The 14,127-nt window shown below is 62.4% G+C and carries 21 protein-coding genes; 1 reads left to right on the plus strand and 20 read right to left on the minus strand.

The genetic code is table 11. The features are described from left to right. Position 1 precedes the first annotated feature (1 nt). A complete protein-coding gene (locus AWB66_RS01050; protein ID WP_087628400.1) occupies positions 2–262 on the plus strand; it encodes a hypothetical protein in 261 nt (86 codons plus the stop codon). A 131-nt stretch (positions 263–393) separates the two neighbouring features. Here the strand turns inward: AWB66_RS01050 and AWB66_RS01055 are convergent, their stop codons facing one another. Genes AWB66_RS01055 through AWB66_RS01145 form a run of 20 tightly spaced genes read right to left on the minus strand, consistent with a single transcriptional unit; the run spans position 394 to position 14,113 of the window. Then, positions 394–756 (minus strand): hypothetical protein, encoded by a 363-nt coding sequence (locus AWB66_RS01055; RefSeq protein ID WP_087628401.1) that lies wholly within the window; start codon positions 754–756, stop codon positions 394–396. 13 nt (positions 757–769) lie between these two features. Beyond that, positions 770–1,357: a tetratricopeptide repeat protein gene (locus AWB66_RS32745; protein ID WP_125469628.1), complete on the minus strand. Its 588-nt coding sequence runs from the start codon at positions 1,355–1,357 to the stop codon at positions 770–772. A gap of 1 nt (position 1,358) precedes the next feature. Next, on the minus strand, positions 1,359–2,123 hold the full coding sequence (locus AWB66_RS01065; RefSeq protein WP_087628403.1) for a sigma-70 family RNA polymerase sigma factor: 765 nt from the start codon (positions 2,121–2,123) through the stop codon (positions 1,359–1,361). Further along, the gene (gene fliP / locus AWB66_RS01070; RefSeq protein ID WP_235020938.1) at positions 2,120–2,914 is read right to left on the minus strand and encodes a flagellar type III secretion system pore protein FliP; all 795 of its coding nucleotides are present in this window, start codon (positions 2,912–2,914) and stop codon (positions 2,120–2,122) included. The genes AWB66_RS01065 and fliP overlap by 4 nt, the downstream gene beginning before the upstream one ends. Next, a complete protein-coding gene (locus tag AWB66_RS01075) occupies positions 2,911–3,237 on the minus strand; it encodes a flagellar biosynthetic protein FliO (RefSeq protein WP_087628404.1) in 327 nt (108 codons plus the stop codon). The genes fliP and AWB66_RS01075 overlap by 4 nt, the downstream gene beginning before the upstream one ends. Beyond that, positions 3,218–3,598 (minus strand): flagellar motor switch protein FliN, encoded by a 381-nt coding sequence (fliN, locus tag AWB66_RS01080; protein WP_087628405.1) that lies wholly within the window; start codon positions 3,596–3,598, stop codon positions 3,218–3,220. The genes AWB66_RS01075 and fliN overlap by 20 nt, the downstream gene beginning before the upstream one ends. Beyond that, positions 3,595–4,362 (minus strand): FliM/FliN family flagellar motor C-terminal domain-containing protein, encoded by a 768-nt coding sequence (locus tag AWB66_RS01085; protein ID WP_087628406.1) that lies wholly within the window; start codon positions 4,360–4,362, stop codon positions 3,595–3,597. Before AWB66_RS01085 ends, fliN begins: the two co-directional genes overlap by 4 nt. Before the next feature lie 56 nt (positions 4,363–4,418). Continuing rightward, complete coding sequence (locus AWB66_RS01090) at positions 4,419–5,612, minus strand: flagellar hook protein FlgE (RefSeq protein WP_087628407.1); 1,194 nt, start codon at positions 5,610–5,612, stop codon at positions 4,419–4,421. Between the two features lie 44 nt (positions 5,613–5,656). Next, positions 5,657–6,076 (minus strand): flagellar hook assembly protein FlgD, encoded by a 420-nt coding sequence (locus AWB66_RS01095; RefSeq protein WP_087628408.1) that lies wholly within the window; start codon positions 6,074–6,076, stop codon positions 5,657–5,659. Continuing rightward, positions 6,066–6,776 carry a hypothetical protein gene (locus tag AWB66_RS32750; RefSeq protein ID WP_125469629.1) on the minus strand — a complete coding sequence of 237 codons (711 nt, stop codon included), beginning with the start codon at positions 6,774–6,776 and terminating at the stop codon, positions 6,066–6,068. Before AWB66_RS32750 ends, AWB66_RS01095 begins: the two co-directional genes overlap by 11 nt. Beyond that, positions 6,773–7,225 carry a hypothetical protein gene (locus AWB66_RS32755; RefSeq protein WP_125469630.1) on the minus strand — a complete coding sequence of 151 codons (453 nt, stop codon included), beginning with the start codon at positions 7,223–7,225 and terminating at the stop codon, positions 6,773–6,775. Before AWB66_RS32755 ends, AWB66_RS32750 begins: the two co-directional genes overlap by 4 nt. Continuing rightward, positions 7,222–8,550: a FliI/YscN family ATPase gene (locus AWB66_RS01105; protein ID WP_087628410.1), complete on the minus strand. Its 1,329-nt coding sequence runs from the start codon at positions 8,548–8,550 to the stop codon at positions 7,222–7,224. Before AWB66_RS01105 ends, AWB66_RS32755 begins: the two co-directional genes overlap by 4 nt. Beyond that, positions 8,547–9,284 (minus strand): FliH/SctL family protein, encoded by a 738-nt coding sequence (locus AWB66_RS01110; protein ID WP_125469631.1) that lies wholly within the window; start codon positions 9,282–9,284, stop codon positions 8,547–8,549. The genes AWB66_RS01105 and AWB66_RS01110 overlap by 4 nt, the downstream gene beginning before the upstream one ends. Continuing rightward, entirely contained in the window at positions 9,281–9,826 is a 546-nt protein-coding gene (locus tag AWB66_RS01115) for a hypothetical protein (protein WP_087628412.1), read from the minus strand. Before AWB66_RS01115 ends, AWB66_RS01110 begins: the two co-directional genes overlap by 4 nt. Then, entirely contained in the window at positions 9,819–11,270 is a 1,452-nt protein-coding gene (gene fliF / locus AWB66_RS01120; protein WP_087628413.1) for a flagellar basal-body MS-ring/collar protein FliF, read from the minus strand. The genes AWB66_RS01115 and fliF overlap by 8 nt, the downstream gene beginning before the upstream one ends. A 1-nt stretch (position 11,271) precedes the next feature. Next, positions 11,272–11,568, minus strand: coding sequence for a flagellar hook-basal body complex protein FliE (locus tag AWB66_RS01125; RefSeq protein ID WP_087628414.1), 297 nt, complete (start codon positions 11,566–11,568; stop codon positions 11,272–11,274). Further along, positions 11,565–12,026, minus strand: coding sequence for a flagellar basal body rod protein FlgC (gene flgC / locus AWB66_RS01130; protein ID WP_087628415.1), 462 nt, complete (start codon positions 12,024–12,026; stop codon positions 11,565–11,567). The genes AWB66_RS01125 and flgC overlap by 4 nt, the downstream gene beginning before the upstream one ends. 6 nt (positions 12,027–12,032) lie before the next feature. Beyond that, a complete protein-coding gene (locus AWB66_RS01135; protein WP_087628416.1) occupies positions 12,033–12,398 on the minus strand; it encodes a flagellar basal body rod protein FlgB in 366 nt (121 codons plus the stop codon). A gap of 27 nt (positions 12,399–12,425) precedes the next feature. Next, a complete protein-coding gene (locus tag AWB66_RS01140; RefSeq protein ID WP_235020939.1) occupies positions 12,426–13,562 on the minus strand; it encodes a flagellar basal body P-ring protein FlgI in 1,137 nt (378 codons plus the stop codon). After that, on the minus strand, positions 13,562–14,113 hold the full coding sequence (locus AWB66_RS01145) for a flagellar basal body L-ring protein FlgH (RefSeq protein WP_407642257.1): 552 nt from the start codon (positions 14,111–14,113) through the stop codon (positions 13,562–13,564). Before AWB66_RS01145 ends, AWB66_RS01140 begins: the two co-directional genes overlap by 1 nt. Between the last annotated feature and the right edge of the window lie 14 nt (positions 14,114–14,127).

The following is a 14,127-nucleotide window of genomic DNA, read 5'->3' on the forward strand; positions in this document are numbered from 1 at the left end:
CATGCTGTCGACGCGGGTTGAAACTTCGCGGCTCTCCGAGCTTGCCTGCAAGCAACGCGACGTGAGTGCGGCGGTGGCCTTGCTCGAACAGAGCATTGCGCTCAAGCATCGGAAGATCGCGCTGATCCGGTATCTTCATGCGCAGTATCTCGGGGCGCCGCTCGATGAGCGGCATCACGAATATGCGCGCAGGGTGGCCGCGCGGCTCAGTCATGAAGCGCTGGCGCGCGTGGTGCTTGCTGCGCGGGCGCGGGTGAGGTGATCGCTGGTGTTCGTGCACGGTTGTGTTGTCCGGCACATTGGATTATTTGCACCTCGCTGCTGCGTTGAGAATGGCGGGGCGGCACTCATCAGGCAACGTATCGGCCATATGGCAATGCGACGCTCAGCGTACTACAGCAGGCTATCGAACAACGCCCGAATGCTGGCGCTGTCGATCAGCGCTTGATGCACTTCGACAACCATTCGCTGAAACTCCGGGTCGTTTCTCGTTTCATGCCCGAACTCCTCGGCAAGCATCCCTTCCACCATAAATCGCATGAGACTGCGTGCGTCGCTCACGCCGCTGTCTTGCAATGACAGAATCAGTCCTTGCAGATTCGCTGCTGCGTCGTTTGAACTTGCGTGCGGCCCTTTGCCCAAGCCTTTGTTGCGAACCTCACGCGAGCAATCGACGATGCAAGCCATGCGGTCGCGCTCCTGCAGCGCCTGACGCAGGATCACGATGACCCGGTTCACCGTAGACACGGAATCCATTTGAGTACTCGCTTCAATGCCGCGCCGTGCTGGACGCGTATCCGGCCAATAGCAGATGGCGATGCGTCGCCGGATTGGCTGACGCCACGTCCGGCCTGGTGTCTCGCTCCTCGATCGATTTCAGCGTGGCGCTCATGTATTCATTCAGGGCCGGATTGAGCGTGTTGCATTGAAGCGCCAGGCGAAGTCGCTCCGCCGCCTGATCGATTTCGTCATAGACGAGCAGAAACAAGCCGTGCGCGCAGAGGCGTAAGGCATCGTTCGGCTCGAGCGCATCTAGCGCCTTCCAGGCGACGATCGCTTCGTTCACGTGACCTTCGAAAAGTTCGAGAAGGCCGAGCATAAACCAGGCAGCGTGCAATGCAGGCTCCTTCGACGTGCAACGCAGAAACGCCTGACGCGCAGTGTCGAATTTGCCGACGCTGGCAAGATTTGCGCCTTGTAGAAACCATAAGCGGCTATCTTCCGGGTCACGGCTTAGTGCTGCTTCTATCATCTCTGGAGCGATTGCGTCGGATCGTTGCAGGGCGTCTGCGATCTTATGCAGCCGGGCGTTGTCTGCCAAGAAGTCATGTTCATTCGGATAAGCGTAGTCGGTCATGTCAGCCAATCGTATAAAGTTGCCGCGAACCGCCGAGATGATCGCGCAGTCGCGCGAGCGCGGCATGATGAAGTTGTGAGACGCGCGCCTTGCTCACCCCCAGAATGTCGGCGATCTGATCAAAGCGCAAGCCGTTGAAGTAATGATAGTGAATGATCTTGTGGTCGCGCTCGGGCAGACCCGAGACGGCCAAGAGCAGGCGCTGGCGAGTCTGACGCCACGCGACACTTTGCCACGGCGCCGGGATCGGGCTCGGCGTATTGTCGGCGTGCGCGAGCAGGCCGGTATCGTCGAGCATATAGCCGATCGCAAGGCCCGCGGTCAGTTGCGCGAGGCGCTCGAACGTGTCGTGCGGGGCGGCGCGGTTTGCGGCACCGGCAGCTTCGAGCGAGGCGAGCCGCTCACGCTGCGCGCGCTGCATGAACGAGATCTGTTCCTGAGCGTCGGTCAACTTCTGCACGCCGTCCAGCACGGCGCCTCTGATTCGGCGCGTGCAAAACGTTTCGAACGAGACGGATCGTTGCGGATCGAATCGATCGATCGCCTCAAGCAGACCGACGAGCGCTAGTTGCCGGAAGTCGTTGAAGTCGACGTCGTTGCGATGCCGCCCTGCGTAAAGCTGCGCGGCGAGCGTACGCGCGTAGGGCATGTAGAGCTGAAACAGCGCTTCGCGCGCCTGGGTGTCTCGGGTCGCGACGAAGGTTCGCCAATAATGATCGTACGGCGCGTTGGGCGACTGTTCCGCAGTGCGCTCGGGTGCCGTCATCGGAAGCTTCCCAGGACGCCGCGCAAGATCAATCCCCAACCGTCGACGAGTACAAACAACAGCACTTTGAGCGGTAGCGAGATCGTCGCTGGGGGCACCATCATCATGCCGAGTGAAAGCAGCACGCTCGATACGACTAGGTCAATGAGCAGAAAGGGCAGCAGCACGACGAAGCCAATCTGGAAAGCCACCCTCAGTTCGTTCAGAATAAACGCGGGCGTCAACTGCAACAGACTAACCTCGGCCGGTGTCTGCGGCAGCGCCTTGCCCGACAGTTCATAGGTAAGCTTCAGTTCGTCATCGTGGACTTGTCGGAGCATGAAATCGCGCAGCGGTGCGGCGCCTTTGGTGAGTGCCTCGTCAAGGTTGATCTGTCCGCTCATGAACGGCTGGAACGCGTCGTTGTTGACGGCTTCCAGAGTAGGAAGCATCGCGAAGACGGTCAATAGCAGCGCCAGTGCGATTAACACGGGCGTGGGCGGCGTCTCCGGCATTCCGAACGCGTGGCGGATCATGGACAGAACGACGATGATGCGGATAAACGCCGTCATCGAAATGACCAAGGCGGGGCCGACACTAAGTACGGTCACGAGCGCGGCCATGCGCACGGTGCTGGATGTTGCATCACTGGCGCGCGCGCGTGTCTCGTCCGACGCAGGAATGGACCATGTCGAGCGCGGCGTGTGCGCGCCATGAGCACGTGCGTCGGCCAGTGAGATGTTCAGGAAGGGCGAAGACACGATGAAGCACAGGGCCAACGTGCGCAGCAGGCTGAGAATGGAGAACTTCAAGGCTGGGTTTCCTGCTTCGACGTGGCGCTGTGCAGCGTCCTCGCCCCGTTCGAATCGCAGGCGATCAGAATCTGGGCGTCACCCGACTGGATCAAATGGAGCGTGGTTTTCGAATTTAACCGGACGGTATCGAGCACCTGAATGCGCTTGTCGACCGTACGAGAGCTGATAAAAAGCGGCATACGGATGCGACGCATGAGGATGACGGCGACGATGCTCATCAGCAGGCATAGCGCCAACGCCGCCACGACCCGGATCGGGCTGATGTCGCCACCGGCCAAGACACCGCCGATCGCCCGCATGTCAGAGACGGGCTGAATCATGAGAAAACTCGGTCATGCGCACGCCGAAGTACTCGCCCACGGCAACGATTTCTCCGTTTCCAATAAGGCGTTCGTTCAGTAGCACGTCCACGGAATCACCAAGGTGGCGGTCCAACTCGACGACCGAGCCGGGCGCGAGCGCCATCAGATCGGCGATCGACATCACGGTCGAACCGAGGCGGATGTCGAGCGTGACCTTTACGTCGCCGACGATATCAAGCGAGCGGGTGGGCTTTGTCGACCCATGCGTCGTGTAGAAGGTCTCGTCGAACTGTGGAAGTTCGACCGCGTGAACGGCTACCACGTCGTCTTCGCAGTGCTCCGTTTCGGCGAAAGCGGGGACCGGCTGTTGCTTCTTCATGCGTTTTCCTGAGCAGTATTGGAGTCGAGTTGGATCGAAAGGGCTGTGCCGGTGCGCCCCAGCCGGCCCGGTGCGATGGATCGTCCTGCGGTTCGATCGCTGGAAGACACCAGCAGATCGACTGGTTCGTGCAGCTTGCGATTCACCGTGATGACATCGCCCGGCGCCAGGCCGAGCAACTGATCGAGCGTGATCTGCGCCTGGCCAAGACGTGCGTGGAGGGCTACTGGTGTGGACGAAAGCGCGTCGTGTCGAGAGTCGACCGAGTGACGCCGGCGCGAATGATCGTCGCGTCTGGGAGCGCACCGCTCGCAAAGCAACGAGGGCGGACAGACGACTGCGCACAGCTCGCTCCCGCACGGAGCGGCGATGCTCAGGAGAACACCCTCGCGCGGCGCGGTGTCTTTGAATGAGGGCGTCAGCGGCCCGGCTTCGGCCGGACCCTCGCACAAGGACGCGAGCGCGCGCGACAACTCCGCGACCATGCGTTGCCCCAGCGCCCTGACTGCCGGCACAGCTTCGTTTGCCGCTCGAGGGAACGATGTCGCGGGCAAGTCAAGGGCGAGCGCAGCGAGCAACCGCGGCGCATCGCGTTGCAGCGCCCACCAAAGGGAGGATTCGCTTTGCGATACGCGCATCGCGCGCGCGAAATCGTAGGGCGCGTCAGCGGAAATGAGTCGCACCGCTCGCACGTCGAGGGCTTGGGCACCGCGCGCACCGAACCAGTCCTTGAGCCACGGCGCGATAACCTGGCCGATGAGCATGCGCGCATGCTCGAGATCGAACTGGGCGAGAGGCCGCCAGCGTTGAGGTGCTGGCTTCAACTTTGCCCTCGCATCTGGAAGAGTTGCATGATCATTTCATTGGCGGTGGTCACGACCTGCGAGGAGGCCTGAAACCCCCGCTGGATCAAGATCAGTTGGCCGAACTCTCGGGAGAGATCCACGTTCGACGCTTCGACGCTCGACGAGAGGAGGCGTCCCGCACCATCCCGACCGCTTGCGCCATAGGCCGGTGGCGATGCATGGGAGGCGTCGAACAAACCTTTTCCCGTCTGAATCAGTTGCTGGGGGTCGGCGAAATTCGCAATGGCGATCGAATCCGTGTGATCTGTTTTGCCGTTCGAATATTGAAACTCGAGTTGACCAGCGTCATTGATGGACATGGTGGTCAGCGTGCCGGCCGCATAGCCGTCCTGGTCCGCCATGCGCAGCGTGGACGTGCTGCCCGCGGAGAAATTTGTCACGCCATTCGAAAAATCCAGCTTGAGCGTCAAGGGCGGAGCGTCGGCGGAGGTCAGGGTGAGATCGATCGTGTCCGCGCCCGGCATCACGATGCCGCCGACGAACTGCAGTGAGCTTTCGGTCACTGGCAAACCTTTTTCATCCGACACAGTCACCTTCCAGCGGCCGGGCATGATGCTGGAATCGGGCGAGAAGGCGATGGTGAGCTTATGCTTGCCGCCCGTCGCGTCATAGACTTCGACGTCGGGAATCGAAAAGTCTGTAGCGCCCGGCGAAAGATTGTCCGTGAACTTTACGACGCTGGTGGCCTTCGGCGCGCTGATTTGTCTGTCGGTCATCGAGATCGGCACGGGCTTGCCCGACAGATCGAGCGCCGCCAGTTTGAAACCGCTCACCGCGTCCTCGATGAAACCGTCCGTGCCGGCGGTGAACTGGCCGGTGCGCACATAACGCGGCGTGCCGCCATCCAGCAAAGTGAGAAAGCCGTTGCCCTGGATCGCCAGATCGAGTTGCCCGCTGCTGTTGCGAATGTCGCCTTGCGACATGTTCAGAGAGGCATACCCGTAGTCGACGCCGCTGCCATAGGGCATCAGCGCCGGGGCGCCGGGGGTGTTGCGTGCGAACCGTTGGCCATAGTAGACGTCCTCGAACTGCGGCGTCGATGTCTTGAAGCCGGGCGTGTTCATGTTCGCCACGTTATTGCTGATGGTCTGCAAGCCCTTTGAAAAAGCGCTGAGTCCGCTCATGCCTACGTAGATGCTGTCGAGCATGTCCTGCGTTCCTGTCGAAAATCGGTTGAATGAGCCGGTCCGCGTCAGCGGACCGTGACGATTTGCGCGAGCGTCGCGTTGGTGAGGAACTGGCCGTCGGCAGATTCGATCGTCAGTTGCGGTTGCGATCCTTGCAGGGATACGCCCTTGACCACGCCCGAGACGAGCGACGCGTCGGTCTTCACATCCACGTTGCGGCCGAGCAGCCCGAAAGTCTGCCCTGCCGACTGGAGTGAGAGCAGGCTGTCCAGCTTGTCGGTCGTCTGCCGCGACTGTTCGAGCGAGGTGAACTGGGCTAGTTGCGAGACGAACTCGAAGTTGTCGACGGGCTTGAGCGGATCCTGATAGGTGAGCTGCGTCAGAATGATCTGCAGCAGCGACTGCATGTCGAGCCCAAGCGAATTCAAGTTGGTGTCGGTGCTGCCGCCAGCGTTTGCGGTCGAGCCGATAGGGCTAATCGCCATGATGTTCTCCATCCAGAGTAACGGTGTGGTGTTCCAGTCGCGCATGCGCATGCTCGACTCCATTCACGAGAAGGCGCACAGGCTTCGGGCCGCCTTGACGTCGAAACGTTTCGAGGGCGTGACGGGCAAGCGCGACGGCTTCGTCGGTTGTTGCCGACGCAATACGGATCGCTAGCGAGGCGCCGGAAGCACCTTGCAATAAAGTGATGCGGAGGTCGGACGCTTCGATGCGGAAGGGCGAGAGTGATGCGCCCGGCCTGGTCGCAGGTCCTTTGAGAGCGCTTGACGGCGGCCGCATGCACGGCTCCGGCGGTGATACCGGTGCCTGCGGGGCCCATGCGGGTAGGGACTTCAATGCGCTTGGCTTCTGTTGCTCAGGTCCGCACGGCTGGATCGGTTCGACTTGCGGCGATACTTCTTCGTGATCCATACCGTGCTCTGACATGGGGATCGACGGCGCCTGCTGGAGCGCGCTCGCGCGCACCTGGCGAACGGGCCAAGCCAGCCCGTCCCCGGAAGAGGGCGGAAGCGTTTGCGCCACGCGCGGCGCGTGTGTATTGTTTGGCCGGCAACCCGACGCCGCACCGCGCCACATGTCGCGTTCGAGCCGGCGCAACACGCTATCGAAGGCATCGGCGGCGCTTGCGCCCGGCTGATAGGACAAGGCGTCTTTGGCATACGTTATCGTGTCGATCTTCATGGCCGTACTCCCCGCGCGCGCAACGTCTCTTCGATCGCATCGCTTTGGCGTTGCTCAAGCGTGCGTGTGTAAGTCCGCGTCGTGCGTGAAACCGTTTCATCGGCCAGTTCTACCAACCGCTGGCTGTGCGCGTGCGCCACGCGTTCGCGCTCGTCGTGCTCGGCTGTGCGCTTCGCATCGTTCAGCGCGGCATCGGCACGGGCGCGCGCGGCGTTGATCGACGCGATGGAGTCAGCGATGAGATTGGGCGCGATCGCCGAGTCGGCTTGCAGCGCACGCCGGAGAGCCACCGTTTGTGCGTGCAGGAGCGCGCGCGCATCGATTTCGGCAACGTGGGCCCGAAGGGCTTCGGCTGCGACCCGTTGCGCTTCGAGTCGCTGCCGATCGAGTTGCAGCGAGCGGATTAGTGCCACTTGTGTGGCTGAACGCATGCGTTCGCGCGTGTTCACGTCGGGCTCCGGAGTAGTGCGGTGAGGGTAGCGATGGCGTCGTTGCGCGATACCGAAGACAGCGCCTCCTGTCGCAAAAAGGCGATGAGGCTTTCCCGCAACGCAATCGCCCGGTCGAGCGCCGGTCGCGTGCCTGCGACATACAACCCGGCTTCGATCAGGGTCCTCGACGCCTCATAGATCGAAAGCTGCGCGACGGCATCCATGGCGAGGGCCCGCTCGGCGGGTGTGGTGACATGCTGAAACGCACGGCTTATGCTGCGCGGCACGTCTATGGCGGGGAAATGGCCCTGCTCGGCCAGCGTGCGGGTGAGCACGATGTGACCGTCGAGTAAAGCGCGCATGGTCTCGGCCATCGGATCGTCGATCTCGTCCGTTTCGGTGAGGACGGTCATCAGTGCCGTGATCGCACCGCCCGAACGCAATCCTCCGCAACGCTCCACGATTTTCGGCAGCGCGGCAAACACGCCCGGCGTGTAGGCGCGCAGAGTAGGCGGCTCGCCCGCCGCAAGGCCGGTTTCGCGCAACGCGAGCGCATAGCGCGTGACGGAGTCCAGCAGTAGCAGCACGTGCGCGCCGGTCGATCGAAAGTACTCGGCCACCGACAGCGCATAGAGGACGCTGCGCGCACGGAGGATCGCGGGCTGGTCTGACGTCGCTACGATCATCGTTGAACGGGCGCGGGTCTCGTCGGAGAGCGTGCGGTGCCAGAACTCCTCGGCCTCGCGTCCGCGTTCGCCGACGAGGCACACCACGCAGACGTCCGCTTCAATGTGACGCGCAAGGCTACCCATCAGGGTCGACTTTCCGACGCCGCTGCCGGCGAAGATCCCGACGCGCTGCCCAACGCCGAGCGTGAGAAGGGCGTCGATCGCGCGCACGCCTGTCTGCACCGGCACGCAAGGCGAGGTGCGTTCGAGCGGCGAGAGAGCGATGCCGGCGAGCGGCCAGATTGATTCGAGCCCACGCGGCGCAGCGTTGCCGTCCAGCACTCGCCCTAACGGGTCGAGCACACGACCCAGCAAACCTTTGCCAACCGGAATGTCATGCTCGGCGCGCAGCGAAGATACCGCATCGCCGACGCGGATTGATGTAACGGCGGAAAAAGGTGCCAGTGTGACGCGGCCGATTTCCACGCGAACCACTTCGGCGAGGACGGGCGGCGAAACGTTTATCTGGCAAAGCGCTCCGATCGGAACGCCGGGACCATCCGCCTCGATGAAGGTTGACATCACGCGCGTGACCGTTCCGGTGCGTGCCAGCACGTCGGCTTCGCTAACGGCTGTCACGAAGCGGTGCATGGGGTGGTTCGCCGCGTACGTCATGAACTTGCTTCCAGCAGCGCCGTTCGGATGCGCGCCAGTTGGCCGTCCAGACTTGCGTCCAGCGTTCCGAGATTAAGTCGTATCAGGCATTGTCCGGCTTTCAACTGCGTGTTCACGCCGACGCGCACGGCGTGGTCTCGTGCAAGGGGACCTGCGGCCCGTGCGAGATCGTCACTCGAAGGAAAGTCGGTTGTGGCGAATTCAAGTGCGAGAACCGACCCGGCGGCCAATTGGGCGACATGATGCGCTGCTGTTCGGGTAATCAACTCTGCATGCTCGTCAGCGTCTCCGAGCATGCGTTCGAGCGCGACGACTGCGATGTCGATCGCGAGGGGCTCAAGAGCGCTGAGCGATGCATGGAATGCGGCGACGGCGGCATCGACGCCGCTGCGCAGGCTGGCGTCCCGCCTTTCGTGATCTTGCACCGCGAGTTCCCGGCCCTTCGCGAGTCCCTCTGCCAGGCCATTTTCGTAGGCGGCCGCCGCTTCCGCCGCAGCGGCATGTTCGAATTCCGCGTGCGTCGAAGTAAGCTGGACTAGTTGCGACTTGAGCGCGAGCAGCTCGGCGTCGCGCCCGTCTGGGGCGCTAATCGCTTGCTTCGACGTCTGCGATGTCAATGTCTGGTCGCGGGGCGTCTGCTCCATCAAACTCATTCCCAGATCGCCATGTGGTTTCGCGGCGGCATGCGCATTCCGCCGATATTGCACGCTGCGCGCTTTGATGAGAGTCGTCATGCTTGCACTCCGAATCTCCGCAGCACGCGAAGCAGCTTGCCGGGGAAACTGCCGGACGACGCTGCGCGCGTGACGCGCTTGTCGCCAAGGTTGCTACGGGCTGGCTCATCGGTGGCGACACGGACGCACACTTCCAGCCACGCCCTGCGCGCGTGCTCAGTGACGGAATCCATATCTCGATGCTCGCGCATCGCGCACAGGCGCGTAGCCGGCAGCCGTGAAGAGATGGCGCGCTGATGATTGCTCTCGAGACTGCCCAAGAGCCGTGCCGCGAGCTCGACGGGCATCGTCGCGACCTGATACGCGAGCAGGGCGATATCCCGTCCGCTTTCGACGGACTGTTCTGGTTGCGCATGAAAGGCCGTCGCGAGGCGTGCCGACGCCTGCTCGTTCAATCCGGATGCCGCCGATAGAATCGGCTTGAGCCGCTCGCGCTCGTCAGTCGAGAGCGCGTTCCAGACGAGTTCGACATCCTCGATCGGGTGTCGTAGCAGGTCCGCGACGGCCTTGCGCAGTTCGCGTTGCGGATCGGGCTTATTCACGAGCGGTCTCCTCGTGCGCAAGGAGCCTGCGCAGTCGCGCCGCGTGCTGTTCACGCTGTGCGTCGGTCAACCGCGCGGCTTGCGGCTCTTTCGTAGCGATGGACCGTTTGATGAGCCAGCAAAGCAGGATCAACAGCAGGGCGCCGCACACGAGCCATGCCGAAAGACGAGTCGCGGCTGGGAAACTCGCGCGCACAGCGAGCGCAGGTTCGGATGCGGGAGATGCCTGAATCGGTTGTTGTGCCGCCGCATTGGCTACGGTGCGCGCGTCCGCATCTTTTTTTACCTCGCCTTCGTGTCCTTCGCGCACAAAGGTCGACAGCACGTCGCCGCGCGCGGAGTCGAATCCGATCGCAGTCGAGATCACCGAGGTCAACCGCGTCATCTGGTCTTGCGGCAATGCGTGATCCAACACGATGCCGACCGACAACCGGCGTATTGCGCCCGTGGCTTTCACGACCTGTTCCAGATCGCGCACCGTGCGCGAATCTGTTCGCAACGACGGAGACGATGCTTGTACGGCGGGAAGCGGCGGTCTGCCCTCCTCGCGTATCGAACGCGAGGAGGGAAGGGGCACGCTGGTTGAGACCGAACCCGCGTCGCTCGCAAGCGGGCGCGTCACTGTGGCCTCGTGGGTCGCGCGAACCTGATCGTTGTTGATGGTTGCCTCGACACTCACCGACGCATGTCCGTCTCCCAACGCTGAGAGGATCAGTGCGGCGATCTTGCGCTCGTAGCTTCGCTCGATCGCCTGTTTCAACTGCAAACCCGGATCGTCGATCTCGTTGCTTGCTGCGCTCGCGGGCGCGCCACGCGCGTCAAGCACGGCGACATCGGCCGGCGACAGCTCCGGCACCGACGCCGCGACGAGCCGCTGGATGCCGCGAATCGCGTCGGCCTCAAGCGTCTGTCCGTCGCGCATGAAAAGAGCCACCGATGCTTTCGGCTTCTCATTGTCGTGGCGAAAGATCGACGATTCCGGCAGCGTAATGTGTACACGCGCCAGATCGATTTCGTCCAGCGTCATGATCGTGCGGGCGAGTTCGCCCTGGAGGGCGCGCTGATAATTGACTTTCTGCGCGAACTCAGTGAGGCCAAGATCCGAGTTGTTGAACAACTCGAACCCGACGACGCCCTGCAAGCGCAAGTCGCGGCTCATCAGTTTCAGCCGGGTCGCCCGCGTATCGCCAGACTGCACGAGAATAGCTGCGTTCTCTTCGTCGTAGCGGAACGGAATCTTTTGCTTTTCAAGTTCGGCGGCGACGGCAGCGGCATCCTGGCGCTTGAGGCCGCTGAACATGACTTCGTAGGACGGTCGGAGCGCGAACCAGACCGCGAGCGCAGCGAAGACGACGATAAGCGCCAGGCCGATGGCGAGCCAGGCGCGGCGCGCTAGCGACGCGCCTGCGATGGACGCTAGAAGACGTGAGGAGAGCGCATTCATGTTAGATCTGCATCCGCATCAGTTCCTGATAGCCCTCGACGATCTTCGCCCGTACCTGCAGCGCGAACTGCAATTGAAGGCGCGCGTCTTCCAATGCGAGCATCACTTGATGTGGCGGCATGTCGTCGCCAATCGCGAACCCGGTGACAGCCGCCTCCGACGCTTGCACGGCATGGTCAACGCCCTCGACGCCGCGCATGAGCAGCCCGCCGAAGTCCTGCGTAGTTGCGATTGGGCCGTTATTCCATGGGCTCGACAAGCGCGGCGCGTCGATCAACGCGATACTTTCGATGTTCATCCCTTGCTCCCGAGGTCGAGCGCGCGCATATACATGGAACGTGCGGCGCTGAACATCACGGTGTTTGCTTCGTAGACTCGGAGCGTCTGTACCATCAGTGCCATCTCGCCGGCATGATCGAGACCGGGGTAGTGGACGAAGCCCTTCGCATCGGCATGTGGATGCGTCGGGTCGTAGACAAGACGTGGCGGTGCATCGGAGGCCTCTACGCCAAACGTTTGGACGCCCGAATACGATGTGGCCGATAGCGCGTTTCCGTTTGATGTAGCGGCGACGGCCGCCAGTTGAGCATCGAATGCCGCAACGCGCGGGCCGGACACAAGGCGTAGCGGTTGGTACGCTTCACCCGTCGCTGTGCGCGTGGTATTCGCGTTGGCAAGGTTCTGCGCGATGATTTCAAGGCGTTGATGTTCGACATCCATGCCTGATCGTGCGATCGAAAAAATCCCGGTTGACATGCGGCGTCAGACTCCCTTGATGGCCAGCGTCTGCAACTGCAGCGTTCGGTCAAGCATGCCGGTCAGCATCGCGTAACGCGCGGATGTTTCGGATGCCGTTGCGATCTCCTGATCGAGTTGCACGCCTTCGCTGCGATTCATCGCAGCGAGGTCCAGCGTTGGCGTGACACCGGCGACTCGCTCCGACACCCGTGTCGGCTCGTCACCGTGACGCGGCGAGGCGGCGGCGCGTAGTGCATCCTCGAAAGAGATGCGCGCCGGCGTGAAGCCGTCGGAATTGGCGTTCGCGATGTTGTCGGCGGTCACCGTCTGCCGCACGAACAGTCCATCGAGCGCTTTGCTCACAATGGCCGAAACCAGATCGATACTCATGCTTTTCTTCGTTCCGAAACTTGCGGGTTATTGGATGATGAGGTCCGCGTGCAATGCCCCGGCGGTCTTGACCGCCTGCAGGATGGAGATGATGTCACGCGTGCTGACGCGGGATTTCGACAACGCCCGAACCAGGTCGCCCACCGTGCCGTCCGGGAAGGATGCTGCCACCGCGGGGCCGGGTTCCTCGACGGTGAGGTCCGTGTTGCCGATCACCATGCTGCGCACGCCAGGACCGGTGAAGCTGACGAGTCCGGGCTGCGACGCGGTGTATTCGGTGGAGATCGACACTCTGATGTCCCCGTGCGAGATGGTGATGGGCGAAATGCGGGTATCGCCGCCCGACACGACGGTACCCGTGCGCTCGCTGATGACGACACGCGACGACTGGTCAGGCTGTACCGCCAGCTCTTCGATACGCGCGACGTAATCGTTCATCGAACGCGCATTTTGAGGCGCGCGTATCTGTACGGTTTTGGCGTCGAGCGAGCGGGCGGTGTCGAAGCCGAGACTTTGGTTGATGCGTTGCTCAATACGTCGTGCAGTGCTTGCGTCCGCATCCATCAGCACGAAGTGGAGGTATCCGTCGTCGGCCAGCAGCTCGGCCCGCAAAGGAATTTCCACCGTCGCGCCAAGCGGCACGATGCCCGCGGTCGGATGATTCTTCTGCTTCGTGTTGCCATTGGCATCGTAACGGTACCCGCCGACCGACAGCGGGCCTTGCGCGAGCGCATAAGTCTTGCGGTCGGGCCCACGCAACGACGTCATGATGAGCGTGCCACCCGCGAGGCTGCGCGCGTCGCCCATCGAGGTGACATTGATGTCGATCTTGTCGCCTTTATCTGCGGTGGGAGGCATGGTGGCAGTCACCATCGCTAGCGCGACGTTACGGCTCTGGATCTGATCCTGCGTGATGGCCATGTCGAACTGCGACATCATGTTGGCGAGCGCTTGCCGCGTCGCTTGCGAGCGTGGGCTGTCGCCCGAGCCGGCGAGTCCTGTCACCAGGCCGTAGCCGACTAGCATGTTGTCGCGCCAGCCGAGAAATCGGCCCAGATCCTTAAGCCGTACGTCGCTGATTGCGGCGCTGGCATCGTGAGGCGCAGCGACGCAGGCGAACAGAAACGCGCATGCGAGCGCGGCGAGAAGCGAGATTCTGCGCATTACCATAATCCGAGCCAGGCGAGAAAACGCGGAATCAGTCCGGGGCGCGAGCGGTCGGTGATGAAGCCCTCGCCGGCATATTCGATCTGCGCGTCCGCGAGTCGGTTCGACTGCACGGCGTTGTTCTGCGCGATATCGACCGGGCGAACGCGGCCTTTGAGATGGATCTTGGTTATCTCGCCGTTGACGTCGATGTTCTGATTGCCGGCCACGATGAGATCGCCATTGGGAAGCACGTCGACGACCGTCGCGCTGATCTGCGCGAGAAGACGGCCAGTGCGCTCGATTTTGCCCTTGCCGCCGTAGTTGTCGCCGGCGCCGATCTGCGCCATGTTGTTGCCGGCGTACAGGGTGGAGACCTTGCCATTCAGCGCGAAGCTGGTGTTGGTCGAGGTGTCCGCGCTATTGCTGGCCGAAGAGTTCTCGTACACCAGGATCGTGATGATGTCGCCAGTTTTTGATGCGCGGCGATCGGCCGTCAGAGACTGCCAGGCGTCGGCATCGAAGAGGTTCGCGGCCGACGCGGCGGGCGACGTGGTCGCCAATGTCACGCATGCCATACACA

The organism is Caballeronia telluris (assembly GCF_001544495.1).
Classification (GTDB): Bacteria; Pseudomonadota; Gammaproteobacteria; order Burkholderiales; family Burkholderiaceae; genus Caballeronia; species Caballeronia telluris.